General features: G+C 71.6%; 21 protein-coding genes. 4 read left to right on the top strand and 17 right to left on the bottom strand.

The window, feature by feature from the left end; translation table 11 throughout:
* Positions 1–19 precede the first annotated feature (19 nt).
* Complete coding sequence (locus ADL15_RS40165) at positions 20–709, top strand: cupredoxin domain-containing protein (RefSeq protein ID WP_067703215.1); 690 nt, start codon at positions 20–22, stop codon at positions 707–709.
* On the opposite strand, the gene ADL15_RS40160 is transcribed toward ADL15_RS40165, so the two are convergent.
* Genes ADL15_RS40160 through ADL15_RS40145 form a run of 4 tightly spaced genes read right to left on the bottom strand, consistent with a single transcriptional unit; the run spans position 693 to position 5,227 of the window.
* Positions 693–2,069, bottom strand: coding sequence for a GH1 family beta-glucosidase (locus ADL15_RS40160; RefSeq protein ID WP_067703213.1), 1,377 nt, complete (start codon positions 2,067–2,069; stop codon positions 693–695). The genes ADL15_RS40165 and ADL15_RS40160 overlap by 17 nt on opposite strands.
* Entirely contained in the window at positions 2,066–2,965 is a 900-nt protein-coding gene (locus ADL15_RS40155) for a carbohydrate ABC transporter permease (RefSeq protein WP_067703211.1), read from the bottom strand. Before ADL15_RS40155 ends, ADL15_RS40160 begins: the two co-directional genes overlap by 4 nt.
* 6 nt (positions 2,966–2,971) lie before the next feature.
* The gene (locus tag ADL15_RS40150) at positions 2,972–3,901 is read right to left on the bottom strand and encodes a carbohydrate ABC transporter permease (protein ID WP_067703209.1); all 930 of its coding nucleotides are present in this window, start codon (positions 3,899–3,901) and stop codon (positions 2,972–2,974) included.
* A 60-nt stretch (positions 3,902–3,961) separates the two neighbouring features.
* Entirely contained in the window at positions 3,962–5,227 is a 1,266-nt protein-coding gene (locus ADL15_RS40145) for an ABC transporter substrate-binding protein (protein WP_067703207.1), read from the bottom strand.
* A 273-nt stretch (positions 5,228–5,500) separates the two neighbouring features.
* On the opposite strand from ADL15_RS40145, the gene ADL15_RS40140 reads away from it, so the two are divergent.
* On the top strand, positions 5,501–6,514 hold the full coding sequence (locus tag ADL15_RS40140; protein WP_067703205.1) for a LacI family DNA-binding transcriptional regulator: 1,014 nt from the start codon (positions 5,501–5,503) through the stop codon (positions 6,512–6,514).
* An 82-nt stretch (positions 6,515–6,596) separates the two neighbouring features.
* On the opposite strand, the gene ADL15_RS40135 is transcribed toward ADL15_RS40140, so the two are convergent.
* The 3 genes from ADL15_RS40135 to ADL15_RS40125 form a co-directional block, all read right to left on the bottom strand.
* Complete coding sequence (locus tag ADL15_RS40135; protein WP_067703203.1) at positions 6,597–7,247, bottom strand: fasciclin domain-containing protein; 651 nt, start codon at positions 7,245–7,247, stop codon at positions 6,597–6,599.
* A 103-nt stretch (positions 7,248–7,350) separates the two neighbouring features.
* Positions 7,351–7,995, bottom strand: a complete 645-nt coding sequence (locus ADL15_RS40130) for a TetR/AcrR family transcriptional regulator (protein WP_067703201.1) — start codon at positions 7,993–7,995, stop codon at positions 7,351–7,353.
* A gap of 37 nt (positions 7,996–8,032) precedes the next feature.
* Positions 8,033–9,058 carry a medium chain dehydrogenase/reductase family protein gene (locus ADL15_RS40125; RefSeq protein WP_067703197.1) on the bottom strand — a complete coding sequence of 342 codons (1,026 nt, stop codon included), beginning with the start codon at positions 9,056–9,058 and terminating at the stop codon, positions 8,033–8,035.
* Positions 9,059–9,228: 170 nt separating this feature from the next.
* Here ADL15_RS40125 and ADL15_RS40120 point away from each other — a divergent pair, with 170 nt between their 5' ends.
* Positions 9,229–10,851, top strand: a complete 1,623-nt coding sequence (locus ADL15_RS40120; protein WP_067703194.1) for a methyl-accepting chemotaxis protein — start codon at positions 9,229–9,231, stop codon at positions 10,849–10,851.
* A 24-nt stretch (positions 10,852–10,875) separates the two neighbouring features.
* Here ADL15_RS40120 and ADL15_RS40115 read toward each other — a convergent pair whose 3' ends face one another.
* Positions 10,876–11,142: a hypothetical protein gene (locus ADL15_RS40115; RefSeq protein ID WP_157441902.1), complete on the bottom strand. Its 267-nt coding sequence runs from the start codon at positions 11,140–11,142 to the stop codon at positions 10,876–10,878.
* A gap of 54 nt (positions 11,143–11,196) precedes the next feature.
* Between ADL15_RS40115 and ADL15_RS40110 the strand changes: the two genes are divergently transcribed.
* Positions 11,197–12,105 carry a class I SAM-dependent methyltransferase gene (locus tag ADL15_RS40110; protein WP_083972363.1) on the top strand — a complete coding sequence of 303 codons (909 nt, stop codon included), beginning with the start codon at positions 11,197–11,199 and terminating at the stop codon, positions 12,103–12,105.
* Positions 12,106–12,115: 10 nt separating this feature from the next.
* On the opposite strand, the gene ADL15_RS40105 is transcribed toward ADL15_RS40110, so the two are convergent.
* The 9 genes from ADL15_RS40105 to ADL15_RS56690 all read right to left on the bottom strand — a co-directional run bounded on the left by ADL15_RS40105 (position 12,116) and on the right by ADL15_RS56690 (position 23,807).
* A complete protein-coding gene (locus tag ADL15_RS40105) occupies positions 12,116–14,686 on the bottom strand; it encodes a sensor histidine kinase (protein WP_083972361.1) in 2,571 nt (856 codons plus the stop codon).
* Positions 14,687–14,876: 190 nt separating this feature from the next.
* Positions 14,877–15,638, bottom strand: a complete 762-nt coding sequence (locus ADL15_RS40100) for a hypothetical protein (RefSeq protein ID WP_157441901.1) — start codon at positions 15,636–15,638, stop codon at positions 14,877–14,879.
* A gap of 632 nt (positions 15,639–16,270) precedes the next feature.
* On the bottom strand, positions 16,271–16,711 hold the full coding sequence (locus ADL15_RS53580; protein WP_157441900.1) for a hypothetical protein: 441 nt from the start codon (positions 16,709–16,711) through the stop codon (positions 16,271–16,273).
* Positions 16,712–17,068: 357 nt separating this feature from the next.
* Positions 17,069–17,572, bottom strand: coding sequence for a YcxB family protein (locus ADL15_RS52140; RefSeq protein WP_198171216.1), 504 nt, complete (start codon positions 17,570–17,572; stop codon positions 17,069–17,071).
* Between the two features lie 185 nt (positions 17,573–17,757).
* Positions 17,758–19,002, bottom strand: coding sequence for a PD40 domain-containing protein (locus ADL15_RS40090; protein WP_198171215.1), 1,245 nt, complete (start codon positions 19,000–19,002; stop codon positions 17,758–17,760).
* A gap of 149 nt (positions 19,003–19,151) precedes the next feature.
* On the bottom strand, positions 19,152–20,798 hold the full coding sequence (locus tag ADL15_RS40085; protein ID WP_198171214.1) for an FAD-binding oxidoreductase: 1,647 nt from the start codon (positions 20,796–20,798) through the stop codon (positions 19,152–19,154).
* Positions 20,795–21,415, bottom strand: coding sequence for a lysophospholipid acyltransferase family protein (locus ADL15_RS40080; RefSeq protein WP_198171213.1), 621 nt, complete (start codon positions 21,413–21,415; stop codon positions 20,795–20,797). The genes ADL15_RS40085 and ADL15_RS40080 overlap by 4 nt, the downstream gene beginning before the upstream one ends.
* 29 nt (positions 21,416–21,444) lie before the next feature.
* A complete protein-coding gene (locus ADL15_RS40075; RefSeq protein ID WP_067703166.1) occupies positions 21,445–22,563 on the bottom strand; it encodes an SDR family oxidoreductase in 1,119 nt (372 codons plus the stop codon).
* Positions 22,560–23,807, bottom strand: coding sequence for a cytochrome P450 (locus tag ADL15_RS56690; RefSeq protein ID WP_067703164.1), 1,248 nt, complete (start codon positions 23,805–23,807; stop codon positions 22,560–22,562). The genes ADL15_RS40075 and ADL15_RS56690 overlap by 4 nt, the downstream gene beginning before the upstream one ends.
* Positions 23,808–23,854 lie beyond the last annotated feature (47 nt).

Below are 23,854 nucleotides of genomic sequence, written 5' to 3'. Positions count from 1 at the left end.
GCCCACGGAGGGAGAACCGGTGCGCGAAGGCAGACATCTGTGGGCGATCGGCGGCGCGGTCGTGATGTCCCTGGCCGGCTGTGCGCCGGCCGTGCCCACCGCCGGTCAGCCGCGCACGACGACCGGGCCGGCTCGCACCGCGCCGGCGACCGGGCCGGCCGGCAGCGCCGACTGCACCCGGGCCACCAAGGTCGCGATCGTGGAGAAGCCCTCCGGGTACGCGTTCAGTCCCACCGGGCTCACCATCCAGCGCGGAGCGTTCCTCGCCGTCACCAACAAGACCGGCACGGCGCGCCCGCTGCGGACCGCACCGGACGCCGGGATGGTCACCAGCGTCATCGGCCTCGAGGAACGCCAGGTCATCCAGTTCCCCGAGGCCGGGACGTTCACGGTACGGACCGGGGGCGCCCGGCTGCGCCTGACCGTCGCCGGGGAGAGCGGCTGCGGCGCCCCCGAGCCGTCGCTGACCATCACCGACGCCGGCGCGTTCCGACCGGCGACGGCCACCGTCACGGCCACCGAGAACTTCGCCGTGGTCAACCGGTCCGGTGCCGCGCAGACCCTGGTCTGCACGCCCGGCAGCGCCAAGGACCACACCCGGCTCGACGCCGGCGAGACCCAGATCCTCGCCCTCGACGAGCCGGGCCGCTACCGCTGCGTCAGCGCCCAGCACCCCACCGCGAAAGTCACCATCACCGTGACCGGCTGACCAGCTGCTTGCGCAGCCAGTGGAAGCTCTCCCGCGGGGTGCGGTCCCCGGTCGGGTAGTCGACGTGCACCAGGCCGAAGCGTGGCGCGTACCCGCGCGCCCACTCGAAGTTGTCGATCAGCGACCAGTAGAAGTAGCCGCGCAGGTCGACGGGGGCGTCCGCGGCGGCCCGGGCGGCGGCGGCCAGGTGCTCGGCGATGAACCGGATCCGGTCCGGGTCCGGTCCCTGGTCGTCGGTCAGCTGGGCGATGCCGTTCTCGGTCACGTAGACCGGCGGCAGATCGGGGTAGCGGCTCGCCAGCCCGGTCAGCGTGTCGTAGAGCCCGTGCGGTTCGATCGGCCAGCCCAGGGCGGTGACCGGGACGCCGGCGCGCGGCACCGAGCGCACACCGATGTCGCAGGCGCTGCGCAGGGCCGCGTCGGGCTGGTCGTACGGCGCGTCGGCGGCGTGGATCCGGTAGTAGTAGTTGACGCCGAGGAAGTCCAGCGGGGCGCCGATCACCTGCAGATCCCCGGCCTGCCGGAACGACAGGTCGCTGACGCCGGCGTAGAGCCGCTCGAAACCCTCCGGGTACGCGCCGCCGAGCACCGGGTCGGTGAACTGCCGGTTGAGCAGCAGATCCATCCGGTCCGCGGCGGCCCGGTCCACCGGCGCGTCACTGACCGGTACGGCCGGCGACAGGTTGAGCGTGATGCCGACCCGGGCGCCGGGGCACGCGGCCCGCAGCGCCGTGACCGCCCGGCCGTGCCCGAGCAGCAGGTGGTGCGCGGCCGCGAGCGCACCGTGTCCCTCGATGGCGCCCGGCGCGTGCCGGCCCTCGGCGTATCCCACGATCGACGAGCAGTACGGCTCGTTGAGGGTGATCCAGTCCTGGACCCGGTCACCGAGGCGGCCGGCGACCACGGCGGCGTAGTCGGCGAAGTGGTCGGCGGTGTCGCGCGCCCGCCAGCCACCGGCGTCCTCGAGCGCTTGCGGCAGGTCCCAGTGGTACAGGGTGACGAACGGCCGGATGCCCCGCTCGCACAGCCCGTCGACGAGCCGGTCGTAGTAGTCGAGCCCGGCCCGGTTCACCGCGCCGGCGCCGGTCGGCAGCACGCGGGGCCAGGCGATCGAGAACCGGTACGCGTCCACGCCCAGGTCGTCGAGCAGCTGCACGTCGTCGCGCCAGCGGTGGTAGCTGTCGCAGGCCACCGCGCCGGAGGCGCCCCCGGCGACGGCGCCCGGGCGGCGGCAGAACGTGTCCCAGATCGACGGGCCGCGACCGTCCTCGGCCGCCGCTCCCTCGATCTGGTACGCCGCCGTGGCGGTCCCCCAGACGAATCCGGCCGGCATCTGCGGCAACTCCTGCGGCGTGGTCATCCTTTGATGGCTCCTTGCATGATGCCGCCGACGATCTGCCGGCCGAGGACCATGAAGATCACCAGGATCGGCAGGGTGGCGAGCAGTGTTCCGGTCAGGGTGAGCGTGTAGTCGGTGGTGTAGCCGCTGGCCAGCGAGGAGAGCGCGACCTGGACCGTGGCGTTGTTCTGCAGCACGACCAGCGGCCAGAAGAAGTCGTTCCAGGCCTGCATGAAGGTGAACAGGCCGAGGACCGCCGCGGCGGGCCGGGCGGCCGGCAGCACCACGTGCCAGTAGAGGCCGAACGTGCCGCAGCCGTCCATCCGGCCGGCCTCGAGCAGCTCGTCGGGCACCGCCCGGCCCAGGTACTGGGTCATGAAGAAGACGCCGAACGCGGTGACCAGCCCTGGCACGATCACGGCGGCCAGCCGGTCGGTCCAGCCGATCTTCGACATCAGCAGGTAGAGCGGGATGATGCCGAGCTGCTGCGGCACCATCGACGTGGCGATGGCCAGCACCAGCAGCGGTTTACGGCCGCGGAAGCGCAGTTTGGCGAAGGCGAACCCGGCCAGGGTGGAGAAGAACACCACCGAGACCGTGATCGACCCGCTGACGATCAGCGAGTTCATCAGGGCCCTGGCGAAGTCGGTGGAGTCGAAGACCCGGGCGACGTTGTCGAACAGGTGACCGCCGGGGATCAGGACCGGTGGCACCTGCGCGACGGCCTCGCTGGTCTGCGACGACACGACGAACGACCAGTAGAGCGGGAAGACCGAGCCGGCCACGACGGCGAGCAGCGCGGCGTAGGTCCAGACCGAGCCGCGGCGCGGGTAGCCGAAACCGCGGCGGCGGCGGGCCGGTCGCGGCGGGCCCGGTGCCGGGGCGCGGGTGGACGGCGGGTGGGCGAGAGCGGTCACGGCGGCTCACTCCTCGTCGGCGATGCGCCGGGTCAGCAGGAAGTTGGCGATCGCGAAGACCGCGATGATCAGGCACAGGGTCCAGGCGATCGCGGAGGCGTAGCCGAACCGGAACTCGCGGAACCCCTGCTCGTACAGGAAAAGGGCGGCGGTCTGGAACTGCCGGTCGGATCCGCCGGTGGGGGTCGAGGTGCCCGCGAACAGCAGCGGCTCCGCCATGATCTGCAGGCCGCCGATCGTCGAGATCACCGTGGTGAAGATGATCGTCGGACGCAGCTGGGGGACGGTGATCCGCCAGAACTGCTGCCCCGACGACGCGCCGTCGAGCTCGGCGGCCTCGTACATGTCGTGCGGGATCGCCTGCATCGAGGCCAGGTAGATCAGCGCGTTGTACCCGGTCCAGCGCCAGGCCACGATGATCGAGATGGCCAGGTGCGAGCTCCAGGTGTCGGCCTGCCAGTCGATCGGGCCGACGCCGGCCAGCCCGAGCAGCCAGTTGACCATGCCGAAGTCCCGGCCGAACAGCTGGGTGAAGACGATCGTCACGGCCACGATGGACGTGATGTTGGGCAGCAGCACGCCCATCCGCAGGCTGGTGCGGGCGCGCAGCCGGTGGTTGAGCAGGTGCGCGATCCACAGTGCGGCGAGCAGCTGCGGCACGGTGGACAGCACCCAGATGCTCAGCGTGTTGCCCAGGGCGTTCCAGAAGTACGGGTCGTGCAGCATCTCGCGGTAGTTCGCCAGCCCGACCCACTGGTGTGCGCCGCCGTCGAGCAGGTTCCAGTCGTTGAACGACACGTACCCGGTGTAGAGCAGCGGGAACAACCCGAACACGCCGAACAGCAGGAAGAACGGCGTGATGTAGAGGTACGGCGAGCCCTTCGTGTCCAGCTTGTTCAGGGCGGCTCGCCGGGAGCTCAGCGCGGTGATGGCCATCGTCGATCCTTCGTCGCCGGGGCGGCCGGCGGTCCGCTGACCGCCGGCCGGAGGGGTGGGCTACCGGGCGAGACGTTTGACGTCGCTGACCGTCTGCTGCCAGGACTCCTCGGAGTTCTGCTTGCCCTGCTCGACCCGGCTGAGGCCGTCGCGGACGGTGGTCTGGATGTCACCGGCACGCGGGCCCTGGTACTGCGGCTCGAGCTCCTTGGCGGCGGTCGTGAAGATCTTGCCGACCGGCGCGTCGTGGAAGAACGGGTCCTTGAGCGCGGCGATCTCCGGCTTGTCGTAGAGCGCCGGGATCGAGGGCAGCAGACCCGCCGAGGTGAAGACCCGGGCCTGCTGTTCCGGGGCGGTGAGCCAGGCGGCGAGCTCCTTGGCCTCCGCGACGTGCTTGCCCTGCTTCGGGATGGTCAGGTACGAGCCGCCCCAGTTGCCGCCACCACCGGGCACCGCCGCGACGTCCCACTTGCCGGCGAACGCCTTGGCCTGGTCCTTGATCTTCGCCATCATCCAGGCGGGGCAGGCGATCGTGGCGAACTGGCCCTTGGCGAAGCCGTTGTTCCACTCCGGCGAGCTCTCGATCAGCTTGGCCGACAGGCCGGCCTGGATCGCCGCCACCACCTGGTCCCAGGCCTTGCGCACCTCGGGGTTGGTGTCGACCACGATGGTGTTGTCCTGGTTGTAGAAGCCCACCGGCGCCTGGCCGATCACGGCGTTGTAGAGCGCGCCGCCGCCGTCGAAGAACGCGGTGCCCTTCGGCGCCTTCGCGGCGAACTGCTTGCCGAGCTCGATGTACTTGTCCCAGCCGCCGGCCCACGCGGCGGAGACCTGGTCGCGGTCGGCGGGCAGGCCGGCCTGCTGGAACAGGTCCCGGCGGTAGCAGATGGCCAGGCCGCCGACGTCGGTGCCGTACCCGATCTGCTTGCCGTCCTTGGTCAGCGACGCCTGCCATTTCCAGGGCAGGTACTGCGACGCACGGTCCTGGCCCAGGTCGGTGAACTGGTTGCCGACCTCGCGCATCTGGGCGATGAACCCGGTGTCGACCGCTTCGATGTCCGCGGCGCCGGCGTTGGTGGCCAGGTGGGTGGCCAGGTCACGGTGGTGCGCGTTGTAGTCGGCGGTCTGCTCTTTGATCGTGATGTTCGGGTGGTCCTGCTGGTACTGCTGGTAGAGCTCCTGGTAGCCGAAGTTGCCGAACAGGCTGACGTTCAGGGTGACCTTGCCGCCGGCGCTGCCGGAGTCGCCTCCGGAGCCGCAGGCGGTCAGCACCAGGGTGGCGGCGGTGGCGGCCGCAGCGAGGCGCGCCAATCGGGACAAGCGCATGTCAATGGGTCCTTTCAATCGGTGTAACCGGTTTCATGAAACCGGTTACACGATGAACAGGGGCGAAGCACGAGATGAGCTGAAGTACGCGAGAGCCCCGGCAGGGGTGCGGCCGGAAGATGTCGTGCGGAGCGGATGCGCTCCTTGAGCCAAGAGTTTGCCGTCATCGATCCCCGGCGTGTCAAGTCACGGAAACGTAACGGGATCCACGGCGTTGACCGCGGCGACACACGGCTGTTACGGTGATGAAACCGGTTACATAAGGACGTTCGAGTGTCCAGCATCAGGGAATTGGCACGCCGGTGCGGCGTCTCCGTCGCCACCGTGTCCCGGGTCTTCAACACACCGGAGGTGGTCAGCCAGCACACCCGGCAGCACGTTCTCGCCATGGCCGCCGAGATCGGCTACCTGCCGAACGAGTCGGCCCGCACCCTGGCGACCAAGAAGTCCAACATGGTCGGCCTGGTCTGGGACACCGACCACCGCCGCCCCGGCTGGCGGCACCCGTTCCTGCAGGACATCCTGGTCGCGCTCAAGAGCGCGCTGAGCGCACAGGGGCTGCACCTGCTGATGCTCGCCCCCGACCAGTCCCCCGGCCTGCCCGGCGACGAGCGCTTCGTGCGGGCGGTGCAGCGCCACAACGTCGACGGCGTGGTGGTCATCGACAACGGCAGCCGCGACCCGGCGGTGCTCGCCCTGGTCGACGCCCCGGTGCCCTGCGTCGCCCTCGACCTGCGCTTCACCGGGCCGACCTGCACCTACATCACGTCGGACAACGCCGGCGGCGGGCGCCTGGCCGCCGACCACCTGATCGCACGCGGTCACCGGCGTATCGCCACCATCACCGGCCCGCTGCCGGCCTGGCCGGCCGCCCAGCGACTGGCCGGATTCCGGGCCGGGCTCACCGCGGCGAACCTGCCGCTCGCCGAGACCGCCATCGCCGGCGGCGACTGGTACCTCGACAGCGGGTACACCGCGATGAACCAGCTGCTCGCCCGCGAGCCCCGGCCGACCGCGGTGTTCGCCGCCGGTGACGAGATGGCGCTCGGCGCGCTGCGGGCGATCCACGAGGCCGGGCTGCGCGTCCCCGGCGACATCGCCCTGGTCGGCTTCGACGACATCGAGGTGGCGGCGCTGGTGCCGCCCGGGCTCACCACGATCGCCCAGGACAAGACCGGCATCGGTACGGCGGCCGCGGAGGCGATGGTGGCCATGCTGCTGGACCCGGCCACGCCACCGGAGCCGATCACCCTGGCCACCACGCTGGTGGTCCGCGGCTCCACCTGACCGAGCACCGGGACCCCGGGTACGGCCGTGGCCCGGCCCACCCCGGTAGGGGCGGACCGGGCCACAGCTCACCGGGCGAGGATCAGGGCAGGTCGATGGGGCGCAGCACCCGGTCGATGCCGTGCGCGATCTGCCGATTGCCCTTGTTGATGTCGACCTTGTTCACCCGCGGGTTGCGGTCACTGCGGTCGGCGTCGATCAACATGATCCGCTTGTGCCGGCCGTGGCCGTACACATCAACCTTGATCTTGCCGCCCGCGGCGGTCGTCAGACGGACGCCGTCGGCCTTGAGGGCCGCCTTGCCGGTGATCCGGGCGCCGGGGACGACGTGGTAGAGCAGGACCGCCTCGACGGTGTCGATACCGAGCCCGGCCACGGCGGTGAACGCCTTCTTCTCACTCGGCAGGCGCTTGGTGTGCTTGATGTCCGCGACCAGCCGCTCGAACGCGAGGTCGTTGGGCAGGAACGCGGTCAGCGGCTTGGTGCCGTCGGCGAGCACACCGACCGGGCTGGCCGGCTTGGCCTTGAGTACCGCCTGCACCGCAGCGGTCAGGATGTCGTAGTCATGGCCGTTGCGGTCGAAGCCGACCTTGCCCGCGGTCAGCACGGCCGCCAGGGACTTGGTCTTGAGCGGCTTGCCGTGCGCGGAGGCCGGCGCGGCCACGAGCGCGGAGGCGACGATCGCAGCGGTCGCCACGACCGTGGCCCGCTTGCCGAGTCGGGTGAGGTTCATCCTCATGGGTCCTCTCGAAGTGCGAAGGGTGGTGGCTCGGTGGTGCCATCACCTCGTACTTCGCTCGTCCACCCGTCGGCGGATGCACCTGACCGATCACTTTCTAACCGGTGAGGCGGGCCAGCGAGCTGATCATGCGGTCGGCGATGTCGGCGGGGAACGGGAAACCCGGGGCGACGGTCCGCTGGTGCGCCAGGCCGTGCAGGCCCAGCCAGAGGGCGATCGTGTCGGCGGTGGTGTCGGTGCTCGTCGAGTGGCCGGCCGCCACGCAGCCGTCCAGCGCGGTGACCAGCACGGCGAGGGCGTCCTGGCCCAACGCGGTGGCCTCGGTCGCGGAGACCGTCGCGCCGTCGACGGCGTCACCGGCGTTCCACAGTCCACCGAACATCACGCGGTAACGCTGCGGACGGGTGGCGGCGAAGTCCAGATATGCCGCACAGGCCGCTCGCAGCCGGGTCACCGCTTCGTCCGCACCGATGGCGGCGCGCAGCGTGTCGGTCAGTTCGGTGAAAGCGTCCTGGACCACGGCGAGCAGGATCGTCTGCCGGTCGGGGAAGTGTGCGTAGATCGAGGGGGCGGCGATCCCGATCCGCCGGGCCACCGCGCGCAGGGTGACGGCCTGCTCGTTGCCGGCTTCGTCGAGCAGTTCGGCGGCGGCGGCGACGATGTCGGTGCGCAGCCGCCCGCCATGGCCGCGGCGGTTGCGTTCACGGGGTCCGGTGGCGGCCGGGCCGGCAGTCGTACTCACAGCCGACACCTTACGGTCGCCGGCCTCGCCGTCGCGGTCACCGCGGACCGGGGACCAGCACGACCTTGCCGACGATCGTGTGCGACTCGGCCAGTTCGACCGCCTCGCGGATCCGGGTGAGCGGCATCCGGGCGGCGATCTGCGGGCGCAGGGTCCCGTCGGCCAGCAGGGAGAACACGGTGGACAGGTCCTGCCGCAGCCGCCGGCGGAACCGTCGCGGCCGCAGCAGCTTGCCGCCCCAGACGTCGAAGAACCCGGCGTGCCGGCCGTTGGGCAGGGCGTCGAGCCAGGCCAGCCGGCCGAGCAGGGCGACGAATGCCGGAATCATCGGACCGGAGTCCTTCAGCATGGCGTAGCTGACGAGCGTCCCGCCCTCGGCCAGCAGTGACCAGGACCGGGTGATGCTCTCCCCGCCGATGTGATCGAAGACGGCGTCCACCCCGGCCGGGGCGAGTTCGCGCACCAGGGTGGCCAACGCGGGATCGCGGTAGTCGACCGGCAGCACGCCGAGCTCGCGCAGGGCCGCGTGATGGCGAGGCGAGGAGGTGCCGATGACCCGGACGCCGGCGTGCCGGGCGAGCTGGGTCAAGGTGGTGCCCACTCCCCCGTTGACCCCGTGGATCAGGATCGTCTGGCCGGCGCGCACCCGCGCCCGGCGGTGCAGCATCTGATAGGCGGTCAGGCCGTTGACGACCAGGGCCTCCACCTCCGCGGGGTCCAGGCCCTCCGGGACCGGCACCACGTGGGCGGCCTTCAGCAGCACCTGGGTTGCCCAGCCACCCGTCTTGGTCAGGGCCGCGATCCGCCGGCCGACCAGCGCCGCGTCCACACCCTCGCCGGCCGCGGTCACCGTGCCGACCAGGTCGTAACCGGGCACGAACGGGAACCTGGGCTGGCCGGGGTAGCGCCCCAGCCGCATGGCGTGCTCGGCGAAGGAGATCCCGGTGGCTTCCACGGTCACCAGCACCTCGCCTCGGGCGGGAGCGGGCAGGGCCCGCTCCCGCAGCTGGAATCCGGCCGGCTCCACCCGCCCCGGCATGACCACTTCCGTCGCGATCCGCATGGCAGTCCCTCCGTCATCCACTTGAACTTACAGCCGTAAACATACGCCGTGAACTTACAGCTGTAAACACATTGTGCCGATCCCGTGCCGGTCATCAAGTGGCGGCCACGGGTGCCGATAGGTCGATCCGTGCGGCACCCGGATTCTCCCGACCCCCAAGAGGCCCGAACATGACCATCGACAGCTACGACGGCGCACGCCCCTCGCGGCGCGGTTTCGGCGACCTGCCCACCGGCGTCAAGATCCTCAGTACGGTCGGCCTGGCCGGGGTGATCGCCCTGTCGATCGGGGTCACCGGCCTGTCGGCGCTGGCCGAGACGAGTGCGACCGCCGACAAGCTGTACAGCAGCAACGTGCGGGCCGTGGCCGGCATCGGCGACGTCCGCAATGCCGTCACCACCGCCCGGCTGGACGCCGCGAACCTGGCGCTGTCGCTCGACACCGCCGCCGCCGCCAAGCTGAGCACCGCGTTCGACGAGCAGGCCACGGCGTTCACGACCGCACTGGAGGCCTACCGCACGGCCAGCTCGGCCGGGCAGGGCGCCGTGGTCGACGAGCTCGAGGCGCTGTGGGCGCAGTACACCGGGGTGGTCCGGACGAAACTGATCCCGGCCGGGCTGGCGCACGACAACGCCGCCTACGACAAGATCCGCGCCGGCGACGTCGTGCCGATCATGGACAAGGTCACCACGAACATCGCGGCGCTGATCGACGCGGAGGCCAAGGACGCGGCCGCGGACGCCGCTGCCGCGCGGACCGCCTATGAGCACGACCGGACACTGGCCATCGCGCTGCTGATCGGCGGCCTGCTCGCCGCCGCGGTCGCCGCGCTGTGGGTGTCCCGGGGCATCGTGCGGTCGCTGGCCCGGGTCGAGGAGGTCTGCAAGGCGCTCGCCGAGGGCGACCTGACCCACACCGCCGGGCTGACCACGCTCGACGAGCCCGGCCGGATGGGCCGTGAACTCGACATGGCCGTCGGCCGGCTGCGCCAGACCGTCGCCACCATCAACAGTTCCGCGGTCTCGCTGGCACAGGCCACCGAGGAGATCTCGGAGAACGCCGAGAAGATCGCCGGCTCGGCCGAGCAGACGTCGCACCAGGCGCAGACGGTCGCCGACGCGGCCCACGAGGTGTCGGCCAGCGTCGACACCGTGTCGGCCGGCGGCGAGGAGATGGCCGCCGCGATCCGGGAGATCTCGCAGAACGCGGCCGAGGCGGCCCGGGTCGCGCAGGAGGCGGTCGCCGCGGCCACCGCCACCTCGATCACGGTCAACCAGCTCGGCGCGTCGTCGGCCGAGATCGGCAACGTGATCAAGGTGATCACGGCGATCGCCGCGCAGACCAACCTGCTCGCCCTGAACGCCACCATCGAGGCGGCCCGGGCCGGCGACGCGGGCAAGGGCTTCGCCGTGGTCGCCGCCGAGGTCAAGGACCTGGCCCAGGAGACCGCGAAGGCCACCGAGGAGATCTCCCAGCGGGTCGAGGCGATCCAGGCCGACACCGGCGGCGCGGTCTCCGCCATCGAGATGATCACCGAGGTGATCACGCGGATCAGTGACTTCCAGACCACCATCGCCTCGGCGGTCGAGGAGCAGACCGCGACCACCGCCGAGATGAACCGCAGCGTCAGCGAGGCGGCCGGCGGCACCAGCCAGATCTCGCGCACCATCACCGGCGTGGCCGACGCGGCTCACGCCACCAGCGAGGGCGTCGCCGTCACCCGGCACGCCACCGCCGAACTGTCCCGGATGTCGAACGAGCTGACCACCATCGTGGCCGCGTTCAGGTACTGACGCCGCCGTTTCCGTCGGTGCGGGTCACCGGCTGAAGGCGTGATAGATCGAGAGCACGATCTCGTAGAGGAGTGTGCCGGCGAACGCGGCCACGGTGCCGAACAGCATGAACACGCTGAGCATCTCGACGACCGGCCAGCCGGCATCCGACGCGGGAGCGACGGGTGCCGGCCGGACCCGTTCGACGGCCGGCGGGGTGGCCGGGATGGTCTCCGTGCAGGCCGGCCAGTCGCCGCGCGGCCAGCCGGGTGTCGCCACGGCCGAGGTCGGCGTCCACTCGCGACAGCACATCGGGTTTCGCCATGCCGCGATTGTGCCCACCCCCGTCCAGCCGCGGTGCGACCGATGATCGGCGGGCTGACCTGCCGGTCCGGCTGTTGCCGCCGGCCCGCCCGGCGCACCAGACTCACCGGTGTGGACCCGGCGGAGCAGGCAGCGAGAAGCGCGCGAGTGGCAGCGGTGTTCGACCGGGTCGCGGACGTCTACGACACCGTGGGCGTCCCCTGGTTCACGCCGATCGCCCAGCGGTTGGTGGCTCTCGCGGCGCCCGCGCGCGGCGAGCGGGTCCTCGACGCCGGGTGCGGGCGGGGCGCCGCGACGATCGCCGCGGCCGAGGCGGTCGGCGCCGACGGACACGTCACGGGCGTCGACCTGTCACCGGGAATGGTCGAGGCGTGCCGGGCCGACATCGCCGCGCTCGGCCTGACCACCGTCGACATCCAGCTCATGGACGCCTCGGCGCCCTCGTTGCCGGCAGCCGGGTACGACCTCGTGGTGTCCTCCCTGGTGGTGTTCTTCCTGCCGGATCCGCTGGCGGCGCTGACCGCCTGGCGGGGACTCCTCACGCCGGGCGGCCGTCTCGCGATCTCGACGTTCGGACCCCGCGATCAGGTGTGGGACGCGGTCGACGCGACGTTCCGGCCGTACCTCCCGGCCGGCATGCTCGACGCCCGCACGACCGGCGCCGCCGGCCCGTTCAGCACCGACGCCGGCGTCGAGGAGCTGGTCGGCGCCGCGGGATACACCGGCGTACGGACGGTGTCCTCCGACCTGGCGGTGACCTTCGCCGACGTGGACGAGTGGTATGCGTTCAGCCGGTCACACGGGCAGCGGGCGATGTGGGACGCCATCCCGGACGACGCCCGCGACACGGTCAGAGCCGCCGCCGGCCGGCACCTCGAGCAGGCCCGCGGCGCCGACGGCCGGATCCGGCTGAACCAGCAGGTGCGCTGCACCCTGGCCGCGGTGCCGTGACCCCGCGCGGTCAGTCCGCGGGCGGGCCGCTCGGCAGCCAGATCGCGAACGTGGTGCCGCCGTCGGCGCCCGGGCCCGCCGAGATCGCGCCGCCGTGCCCGTCGACGATCGCCTTGGTGACCGCCAGGCCCAGGCCGGTGCCCTTGATGCCGGCCTCGGTGGCATTGCTCGCCCGGAAGAACCGGCTGAACAGGTGCGGGTACTGCTCGGCCGGGATGCCGATCCCGGTGTCGCTGACCTCGATCACGATCCGGTCGCCGTCCTGCCGCGCGGCCACCGTGACCACGCCACCGTCGGGCGTGTACTTGATCGCGTTGGAGAGCAGGTTGTCCAGGGCCTGACGCAGCCGCCCGCCGTCGGCGTGCACGGTGAGCTCGTCCGTGACCCGGTCGACGAGCCTGAGCCGTTTGACCACCGCGCTGGGCGTGTGGGTCTCGAGCACCTCGCGCAGCAGCCGGGCCGCGGCGATCGGGCGCGAGTCGATGGTCAGGTGCCCGGCGTTCAGCCGGGCCAGGTCGAGCAGGTCGTCGACGAGGGTCTGCAGGTGCAGCGTGGTGCGTTCGATGACGGTGGCGTGCCGGCGCTCGGCACCGGTCAGCGAGGTGCTGTCGACGAGCATCTCGCTGAACCCGCGGATCACCCCGACCGGGTTGCGCAGCTCGTGGATGACCAGGGCGGCGAGCTCGTCCTTCATCCGGTCCAGTTCGCGCAGCTGCTCGACCTGCCGGCGTTCCTCCTCGAGCAGCAGTTCACGCTGCTCGGCGAGTTCGCGCCGGTCGTCGACGTTGGTGCTGATCCCGTCGACGAAGCGCCGGTCGTTCTCCGAGCGCGCCTTGGCCCGCGTCCAGATCCACCGGGACTGGCCGTCGTAGCCGATGATCCGGCACTCCATCTCGGCCTGTCCGCCGCCGGCGAGATCCGACCGGAACCGCGCCAGGATGCCGGCGTCGTCGGGGTGGATCCGGTCGGTCATCGGCGGGCCGGACGTGACCGGGGCGCCGTGGCCGAGCACGGCGGTGACGTTCGGGCTGCCGTAGACCAGCCGCACCGGCTCGCCGGCGACCGCCTCGACCGTCCACACGTAGTCGTCGACCTGCTCCACCACCCGGTTGAAGCTGCGCCGGGCCTCGGCGAGCATCAGCGACATGTCCTCGGCCCAGCGCCGTTCCACGAAGCGGCCCAGGTGCGCGGCGACGGCGTCGAGCATGCCGACGGTGTCCGAGTCGTACGGTAAATCCTGGTCGGTGTAAAAAGCGAGGACGCCGAGCGTACGGCGGCCGGAGCGCACCGGCACGCCGACCGCGACCCGGATGCCGGCCTCGGGCAGCGCCCGGCCGGAGGCGACCAGGTCGTCGGGGGTGGTCCCGGTGTTCCACCACACCTCGCCGTTGCGGGACCAGACCAGCCCGGGCAGCCCTTCGCCGAGCACGTAGCTCAGCGGCCGATCCCCGGTGAGCGTGGCATGGTCACCGGAGAAATGGGCGCTGTGCCGTTCGATGTGCTTGCGGTCCGGGGTGACCTTCCAGTATTCGCCGTGCGCCCAGCCCAGCGAGTCGGTGATCGCGGCGACCGCCTGCACGGCGGCGGCGGTGGCGTTGGTGGCCTCGGAGAGCACCTGCGCGACCGCGTGCCGGGCCCGGCGCAGCTGCTCGGCGCGGTAGGCCTCGGTGATGTCGTGGACCGCCACGACCGCGCCGAGCCGGTGCCCGGCCGCGGTCTCGATCGGCCGCGCGTTGGAGACCAGCCGCCGCCATCCGGCCGGCTGCTTGATCAGCAGCTGCTGACCGCGGACGGTCTCACCGGCCAGGGCCCGGGTCAGCGGCAGCTCGTCGATCAGCTCACGGCCGTCCGGGGTGTAGATCTGGTAGTGCCGGGCGCGCTCGCGGCCGACCAGCCCGTCCGGCGGGTCGCCGACCAGCTCGCGCATCGCCCGGTTGAACAGGGTGAGCCCGCCGGCGCTGTCGCAGGCGGCCACCCCGGCCTCGAGGCTGTCCAGCACCGTCTGCAGGAACGCGTTCTGGTCGTCGACGAGCTGGTGCTGGCGGTCCCGCTCGGCGGTGGCCAGCTCCCGTGCGTAGGCCAGCCGCAGCGAGATCTCCGACTCGGCGGCCCCGGCCAGGTCGCTGACCGTGCTGAGCTCGTCGGCGGTCCAGTCCCGGCGCTCGCTGTCGACCACGCAGAACGCGCCGAGCACCGCGCCGTCCGGGGACCGCAGCGGGAACCCGGCGTACGCGACGGCCTGGTGCGCCTCGATCGCCGGGCTGTCGCGCAGCCGCGGGTCCAGCCGGGCGTCGGCCACGATCAGCGGGGCGTCGTCCTGCACGACGTACCGGCAGTAGGAGTGCGACAGCGGCGTGGTCCGCTCCCCCTCCAGCGCGCCGCCGGTCCCGTGCGCGCTGACCGACCGCTGCCACTCGTCGCCGACCAGCGACACGGCCGCCACACTCGCACCGACCAGCCGCCGGGCGAGCCGGGTCAGCCGGTCGAGCGCGGCCACCGGCCCGGCGTCCAGCAGCCCGGTGGCGTGCAGGATCTCCATCCGCCCGGGAACACCCGCTGACACTCCTGGCTGCAGAAACATGGCCCCTCGATCGGCGCACCCCGGCTGCACCTGAGAGGACCGGCGAGGCGATCCGCTTGCGGTTCAACCCTTCTTCGGTACGACCAGCGAGCGACCGCCCGCAGGCCTCCCGGCCCACGCCCCGTGGTGATCTCACGCGACGCCACCCCGGGTTGCGGCCGCGACGCGCGTCCCGCTCCCCGGCTGGTTGTCAGGGGTGCCTCGGAGACCCGGAGACACCCCTGACAACCAGCCGGCACAGCCAGATGATCAGAAACAGCAGGCCGGTCAGGGTGAGCGGGCGGACCAGCACCGTCGCGGAATACTCCCAGGGCAGCGGGAACAGGCCGGTGCCGGTGGTGCTCACGAGGTCGGTGACCAGCGCGGTGCCGGCCAGGATGCTGTTGACGGTCAGCAGGAGGAAGGCCAACGTGCCGGACAGGCCGAGGCCGCGGCGGGCCCCGCGCGACAGCACCCGGCCGAGCCCGGCGCCGAGGACCGCGAACACCACGGACAGCACCAGCGCCGCCGGCGGCTCGGAGCGTTCGACGTAGGCCATGGCTTTCTGATTCCGGTTGCCCGACTGCACCAGCAATCGCCAGTCACCGCGCGCCGCGGTGAACTCCTGGCCGGCGGTGCCGTCCAGTTCGGTGGCGCGCACCAGGCTGGTCCGCCAGCCGGCTGCCTCGATCCGGTGCGCCAGCGGTCCCAGCTGGGTGATGCCCACGTAGAAGTCGGCTTCGACGTAGCCGGCGCCGTAGTCGTCGGCGCCGGAGATGAAGCGGGGGTTCTCCTCGTCCACCGCGTAGATCAGACCGGCGATGTGGTCACGCCGTTCGAGCTTCGCGGGCGGGTCCCCGGGTGTCAGCACCTCGACGATCGCGAGCATCTCGGCCTCGGCCGGCAGGGCAGCGGCATGCTGCCAGCCCAGCCACGCGCCGAGCATCCCGGTCAGCGGCACCATGACGGCCATGATCCAGACCGTCCGGGCCGCCCGGCCGATCCGCCGGCTCGGGGAAGGCCGACGCGCTTGTGTCGCGATCGCTGCGGTCATGAATCGTGCTCCCCCAGCGTTCACGCGACATTGCCGGATCCTGATCATTGCCGGACCGCGATAAGCGCCGCTCCACCGCGATGAACGCGCCGGCAATGCCGGTCGAACATCTCGTGGTCGTCGCGTCAGACGGGGCGGTCCAGGCGCGGGCATCGCCTCCGCCCTCGGTCGGCGACTCGGGACCGGGACCGCGCTGACCTGCACGCCTGCGGTCGAAGGGTTCGCCATTCTCGGGTTGGCGGCCGCCCCAAATCCATACGTCGCTGGGGTTGCGCTCGCGGTCTGCGGGGCGGGCATGGGCGCGACCATGGTGCTCGCGCCCTCCCTGCGGCAGGCGATCGTCCCCGCCCACGACCACCATGACCAACAACCGCCGGGTGGAGGCGGCACTGCGCGCCGCGCCTCGACCCCTGCGTCCGACGATCCGTGCGGCAGGATGCAGCCGAATTGTCGTGACGCCGTAGCAGACAAACACAGCTCCCAGCAGCGTCCATAATCCCGCTCCCGCCGACCTCATCTGCCGACCAGAGTGCACAGTAGCCAGCCGGAAACTAGCGCCGGAACCATCGCCGTGGGCGTTTTGGGGCAGGTCCTACCTCTAGTCCCAAGGCCATGCCATATACAACCGTGCTGTCTTCAGATCCGTTGGAAAAGCGCTTCATGACGCGCTGAACAGGCCAGACAACTGCGCCGTTGGGCAAAGTGAGCGTGGCATGCACTTCAGCCGACGGATCGGAATCGTCTCCTGACCAATCGCCGCCGACCTGTCGGCGTATGACCTCGCCGAGGTAGGCGCCGACAGCAAAGATGCGCGTGCCAAGATCGTCGGCGAGTAGGCCGCCGGTTCGCGGGCGGCCGCCCGGTGCTTCCGTCTCGAAGAATCGCTCGATCTCCCACAGCGATGGTGGGGAGAAATCAGCTCTGTAACCGGATGCAACCAGCGCCGCAGCTACCCAGTCGGCGGCATCATGCACGTCCTTAACGATCCCCACGACCCATGATCCTCGCAGATACTTCTGTCATCGTGGGCATTCCGGGTGCACTCACATGGCCGCAATGCGAGCGATCCCACCGGCCACCTCGACCGAGCCTGGCCGGGCCGCGGTCGTGCCACCAGTAGATATGTAGCCGCGATCAGCGTGGGCTGCGGTATGCGGAAGATGTTGCGACCGCGGTGATTCTGGATGTGGAAGGGCAGCCGCACGAGGACGGGCGGCTGACCGGCGGCCGGGCCGAGGCGGCGTGTGTCGGCCCTCTTGTTCTCCAGATTTGGCTCCAAGGCCCACCGCGTTCCAAGTCGAGCCGGAAATGGTAGAGCGAACCCAGGGCACTCCAGGATTTTCTGCTGGTCAGTTGCGGGCCAGGAAGTTCTGGAACAGGTAGCGCAGGTATTCCACCTGCGCCGGGCTGGTCAGACCGCGCTTGGGCAGCGGGATGTTGATGCCTTTGTGGGCGGCCAGTCCGACCAGGAAGAGCGTGTCCGTCTCGCGGATGCGTCCGATCGCGGCCCACGTGTGCAGAGTCGAGGTGCCGCCTTGAGTGAAAGTGATGCCCACATGGGGATCGACTCGTGCCCGGGCGGGTTGTCGTACAGCCGGGCTCGATCGCCAGGCCATTTCTACCAGGAGAGCAGGTAGCACGAAGGGTCCCAACACGCCCGCGGCCATTGCTGCCAGTGCTCGGTAGCCCACGTGAAAATCGCCGGTGGTCAGCGCGACCAGGAGCATGATGGCCAGCAGCAGACCCATGAAGCTGACCAGAATGATCCAGGCGACCTTGCGGGCCGGCGTTATCAGGGCCGCGCGAACAGCCGTTCGATGATCCGCCTTCTCGGGTTGCCAGGTGATGTCCACAACCACATAGGATGTTGGCGGCATGAGTCCTCCGACTATGGACCGCCGCCTAGGGCGGTCCAACGTGTACAGCAGCTTCCGGCCCGCATTGCAGTTGATCCATCGCTGCGGCAGTGGAGGCTACCTCAGCCGAAGTGCTGTGCGGTTTCCCACCGGCCCGAGCCGGTCGACGATCCTCATGAGGCCTACGGCGCCGGACGGCGGAAGCGCCGCCGCCAGAGGGCGAAACCGCCGGACAACAGCGCAGTCCAGGCCGCGAGCGCCGCGGCGGTGAGCAGGCCGCCGGCGATGCTGTCGACAGTGGTCGCCGGCGTCGCGGCCGTCCCGACCTTGCCCGCGGCCAGCACGTTGTCGGCCACGTCGATAGCCTCGGTGCCGACCGAGCTCAGCTGGTGATGGCCGGCCCCCGGGGAAAGCTCCAGCAGCCGGGCGGAATCCACCTTGTCCATGCTGATCAGCTGGTAGCGGCCCGGCTCGTCGTCGAACAGGGTCGTGGCGGCGTCGTCGGTGGGCGCGTACGCGACAGCCACCGGCCGGCCGGAGGGCCACCAGCCGAGCACCCGCACCGCGTACGCCCCGTCGACCTGATACCGCGGCCCCACGGCTGCCCCGGTCGTCGCCGCGAGGGTCGTCACGGTCCAGCGCATCGGGTAGTCGCCGCAGGAGGAGCAGTGTTCGCCCGACACCACGAGCAGCCCCTGCCCGTCGCGGGTCCAGCTGCCCTTGCCCGCCAGCCGCGCACCGTCCGGCACCGGGACGGCGGTGCTCCGACCGCCGGCGACGGTGACGATGCGGACCTGGCCGGAAGCCTGGTACGCCAGACGCGTGCCGTCCGGTGAGAACGCGACCGTCCAGCCGTCCAGCGCCGCGGCGTCCGGGAGACCCGCGACCTCGGTGATCGTGCCGCTGCCGACGTCGAGCAGGTTCAGCATGGTGGCCGACCCGTTCGCCGTTGACGGGTAGTGCCCGTCGCCGCCGGGCACGCGGCTGGTCACGGCGAGCCGGGCACCGTCCGGCGACCAGGCCTGCGCCGCGAGTTCCCGGTCCTGCCAGGCCTGCGGGTACGCCGTCCACCGGCCGGTCGCGATGTCGAGGATCCCGTCACCGGAGGCCAGGCGGCGGCCGTCCGGCGACAGCACGGCCCCGAACCCGGCGGCCCCGGCGTTGTTGACGAACACCCGGTACTCCCCCGAGTCCGCGCTGATCACCGCGCCGTACCAGCCGGAGCCGTCCGCGAACCACGTGTTGCCGCTGATCAGGACGGCAGCCGTGGCCACCGGATGTTTCGTCTCGTCGGCACTGCGGACACCCGGCGCCCCCACCGTCGCCGGCAGGTTCACCGCCCGCGCCCCCTGCGCGGCCGGTGTCCCGGGATGCCATCCGAAGAGACCACTGGTGAGGCCGGCAAGCGTGAGGACCACGAGCGACACCGCCAGGACCGCACTGACGATCGATATCTGAACCGGCCAGTTCGGCCGCGTGCGCTCCGACGTCATGGGTGGCTGGTCCTCCGGTGCCGATTTCCTGGGGAAACGTCAACCCGCGTGGGCTGATCATTATCCATCCAGGAGACGGGCGCTCACGGGACGATCTTGCCTGGGTTGAGCTGGGCCGCCGGGTCGATGCCCGCGAACAGCGCGCCGATCAGCCCCGCCCCCGCCGGCGACACATCCTCGGACAACCAGCGGGCGTGTTCGGTGCCGACCGCGTGGTGGTGGGACAGGGTGCCGCCGCCGTCGACGAACGCCTGCTGGACCGCGGACTTGACCACGTCGTAGTCGTGCAGGTCGCCGTCCTCGGCGGGCACCACCGCGAACGTGAAGTAGAGGCACGCGCCGACCGGGTCGGTGTGCGAGAGGTGGCACATCACCGAGCCACGTGCCCCGGATGCCGCCAGGCCGGCGTGGAACGCGGTCATCACCTCCGCATACAGGCCGGGCAGCCGGGACCAGGGGGCGCCGGTCTCCGAGACGTCGGCGTGCACGCCGCGCGACAGCAGGAAGTCGCGGATGTACGGGGTGTCGAACTTCTTCCGGTCGTAGACCGCGCCGGCGCCCGCGCCGATCGGGAACCCGCCGGCCGCCTTGACCGCGCTCGCCACCAGACGCTGGTCGCGCCGGACCGCGGCCGGGGTGCCCTCGAACCCGACCAGGCCGAGACACACCTGCGCCGGGTCCTGCCGACGGACTTTCCGGACGTACCCATCAAGCAGTTTCTCGGCCAGGCCGGGCCCGCCGGTGCGCAGCGACAGTGAGAACGTGGTTTCCTCGGCGTCCGCGAGGCGGACGAAAGCCGGCCGGGCCTCGCCGCGGGTGATCGCCGCGGTGGCGCGCAGGCCGGCCTCCCAGCTCGGGTAGAGGTAGCCGAGCACCACCCGGCGCTGCGGCAGTGGGCGGATCCGGACAGTGGCCTCGGTGATCACGCCGAGCCGGCCCTCGCTGCCGAGGATCATCTGCAGCACCGACGGGCCGGTCGAGGTGCCCGGCAGCGGGCGGGTCTCGAGCAGGCCGTGCGGTGTCACCACGCGGACGGCGAGGACCATGGCGGCGATGTCGCCGTAGGTGTCGGACTGCATGCCGGAGGACCGGGTGGCGATCCAGCCGCCGAGGGTGGAGTGCTTGAAGCTGTCCGGGAAGTGCCCGAGGGTCCAGCCGGCCGCGTTGAGCTGCTCCTCCAGCTCCGGGCCGAGCGCGCCGGCCTCGATCACGGCCAGGCCCGACTCGGTGTCGATCGAGGTGACCCGGTTCATCCGGTCCAGGTCGATCGAGATCACCGGGCGTTGTTCGTCGTCGGGCGGGCGCAGGCTGCCGGAGATGTTGCTGCCGCCGCCGAACGGGATGACCACCGCGTCGTGGTCGAGGGCCAGCCGCAGCACCGCGGCGGTCTCGGCCTCGTCGCCCGGGTGCACGACCAGGTCCGGGAGTCGGCCGAGACGACCGGCGCGCAGGTCGACGAGTTCACGCAGCGACTTGCCGGTGCCGTGCACCAGCCGCTCGACGGGGTCGTCGGACAGCCGGGTCGCCGCGGCGAGCGCGGAGGTCAGCGGTTCGGGCCGGCGCGGCGGCGCGATGTGCAGGTCGGCGACATCCGGCGGGGCGGCGGCCGGGATGTCGATGTCGACGCCGAGGCGGTCGAGCAGCAGCGGGCGCAGCGCCGGCTTGTCGTCGTGGTGGAACGCGGTGTCCGCGCGGCCCCAGCCCCACCACTTCATGTGTTCACGGCTCACTGTTGCTCTCCCAGGGGGCAGGCGATCAGGGCGCGGACCGCGGCGGCGACCCGGCCGGTGAACGCCTGCGCGTCCTCGGCCGGCGCCGGGGTCAGCGGGGCGCCGAGGTGCACGACGACGGGTGGGCGGCCGGGGCGCGGCCAGCGGCGCCCGCGGGGCATGGCGTGATGAGTTCCGGTCACGCCGACCGGCAGGCACGGGACGCCGTGGCGCAGGCAGAGCGCGGCGGCACCCCGGCGGAAGTCGCCGAGCAGACCGTCGCGGCTGCGGGTGCCCTCCGGGAACAGCAGCAGGTTCCAGCCGGCGGTCAGCAGCCGGTCGGCGTCCGCGCGGTCGCCGTGGGCTGCGCGGGGGCCGGTGGGGCGCGCGGGTCGTCGTACCGGAAAGGTGTTGAAAAGAAGCCGGACCCCGGCGGACCGCAACCGGGAGGCGTAGAAGTAGTCCGCGGCCGCGCCGACCGCGGTGCGGCGCGGTCCGCCCGGCAGTGCCTGCAGGATCAGCGGGGTGTCCAGGTGGCTGGCGTGGTTGGCGGCCACGACGACCGGCGACGGTCCGGGCGCGCCGTGCCGGCAGACCGAGATCCGCAAGGTCGCCGACAACAACGGCTTCAAGATCAAGACCCCATTGAGGGTACGGACAATCGCGCTCACCGCACGGCTGCCCGCACCGACGCCGTGGCCGAGAGCTGATCGAGGTGCCAGCCGAACACGCGCTCCAGCGTGGGCGCGTCGATCGTCCAGGACAGCAGGGCGGCGTCCGGCAGCACCGCGCGCAGGGCGCTCTGGTCGAACACCTTCTGCCCGCTCATGTACGAACGGTGGAAGTCCAGCCGCCGGTCGAACTCGCGATCGATCTGGGTGAACCCGTCGTCGTCGCCGACCAGCAGCGGCGCGGCCAGCCCGGACATCGCGAACATCAGGTCCAGCCCGGGGCGCAGCCGCATCGGCGCGGGATGGGCCAGGTGATAGGTGCCGGCCGGCGCGCCGGCGGTGCTCAGCGCGACCGCGTCCGCCGCGACCAGGTCGACCGGCACCACGTTGATCGGGCTGTCCGCCTCGGCACGGATCCGCAGCGGGCGGCCCCGGCCCTCGGCGTCGCCGAGCAGGGTGAGCATCCGGTCGAGCTGGTGGACCCGGCGGTGGATCGTGTAGAGCCCGGTGCGGCCGCCGGCGACCGCCATGGTGCGGCTGTGCCCGATCACGATGCTGGGCCGCAGCACCCGGATCACCGGCCCGGTCGTCGCGGCGAGCAGGTGCTCGGCGGCGGTCTTGCTCTCCTCGTAGTGGTTGTTGCCCAGCCCGGCCGGGGCCGGTTCCTCGCGCAGCAGCCCGGTGCGGCGGCCGGCGACATAGGCGGTGCTGACGTAGTTGAAGACCGTGGCGCCGGTTGCGAGGGCCAGGTCGTGTGCGTGCCGGGTGCCGTCGACGTTGGTGGCGAAGAGCAGGTCGCGGTGGCGGTCCTCGTAGCGCAGGTCGGCGGCGCAGTGCCAGAACTCGTCGACCGGGCCGATCTCCGCGGGGTCCACGCCGCAGCGGTCCTGGGTCAGGTCCGCCGGTACGGCCCGGCAGATCTGCTCGTCCACGTTCGTCTCTTCCCGGCCGTAGGCGCGGGCGGCCGCGGTCAGGGCGGTCGTCAGCCGCTCGGTAGCGCTGGACCGGCCCGGGCGCACCAGGCAGATCACGGTCGCGTCGGTGCGGGTCAGCAGCTCCAGGACCAGGGCGGCGCCGACCAGGCCGGTCGCGCCGGTCACCACGTGGGTGGTCAAGCGAGGGCTCCACTTCTGGCCGGCATCACGCCGATGGCGTTGATGAAGTTGCCGATCACGTAGCGGGGCTCGGCCAGCTCCAGGGCCGGCATCTGCCGCACCACCTCGGCGACCAGGTGCCCGATCTGTTTGCGGGCCATCAGCGCACCCAGGCAGAAGTGCGGCCCGCCACCACCGAACGCGATGTGCCGATTCGGTCGCCGCCCGATGTCGAACCGCCACGGGTCGGTGAACACCGTCTCGTCCCGGTTGGCCGACTCGTAGAACAGCACCACGCTCTCGCCCGGCGCGACCTGATGCCCGCCGAGCAGCGCCGGCCGGGTCACGGTCCGGCGGAACGTCATGATCGGAGTCGCCCAGCGGACCATCTCCTCGACCGTGCCCTCCCGGTGCCGTTCCGGGTCGGCGGCGACCGCGGCCCACTGCTCCGGGGTGTCGCGCAGCGCCTTGACGCCGTGCGCGATCGCGTGCCGGGTGGTCTCGTTGCCCGCGATGACCAGCAGGATGACGAACGCGGCGATCTCGTCGTCGGTCAGCCGCTCGCCGTCCACCTCGGCCTCGGCCAGCGCGCTGATCAGATCCTCGCCCGGGTGCCGTCGCCGGTCGTCGATCAGCTCGGCGGTCAGCGCGCCGAACGCGACGAGGCCGTCGCGCAGCGCCCCGATCGGGTCGGCGCCGCCGTACTCCGGGTCGCGGCAGCCGGTCATCGCGTTCGCGTGCGGCAGGATCCACGTGCGGTCCGGCTCGTCCAGGCCGAGGATCTCGCAGATCGCCCAGATCGGCAGTGGCTCGGCCACGTCGGCGACGAAGTCGAACTCCTCCTTGGCCCCGGCCCCCGCCACGATGTCGCGGGCCGCCCGGCGGATCGCACCGTCCATCTCGGTCATCCGGCGCGGCGTGAACGCCGACGACACCAGCCGGCGCAGCAGGGCGTGCTCCGGCGCGTCCATCGCGATGATCGACTGGGTGGCGCGGGCCAGAGCGGGCGGCAACGCCTCCATGGTCACCCCGCCGTGCCGGGCATCCGACGAGTACGTCTGCGGGTCCCGGCTGACCGCGACCACCTCGGCGTGCCCGACGACCGCCCAGTAGCCGCCGCCGGCCGCGCCGGGCAGCACCGGATCCTCCAGGGGCCGCTGCCGGCTGACCGGACGGTCGCGGCGCAGGATCGCCAGGCTCCGGTCCCGCTCGCGCGGCGACCGGCTCCAGAACGCGATGCTGGAGAGGTCGACCGGATCTGTCATGCGGGCATGGTCAGCTGCCCCGATCGACAAATGATCAACAAACGCAT

It is taken from the genome of Actinoplanes awajinensis subsp. mycoplanecinus, assembly GCF_001509495.1.
GTDB classification, from domain to species: Bacteria; Actinomycetota; Actinomycetes; order Mycobacteriales; family Micromonosporaceae; genus Actinoplanes; species Actinoplanes palleronii.
This window is presented reverse-complemented; position numbering and strand designations above follow the sequence as displayed.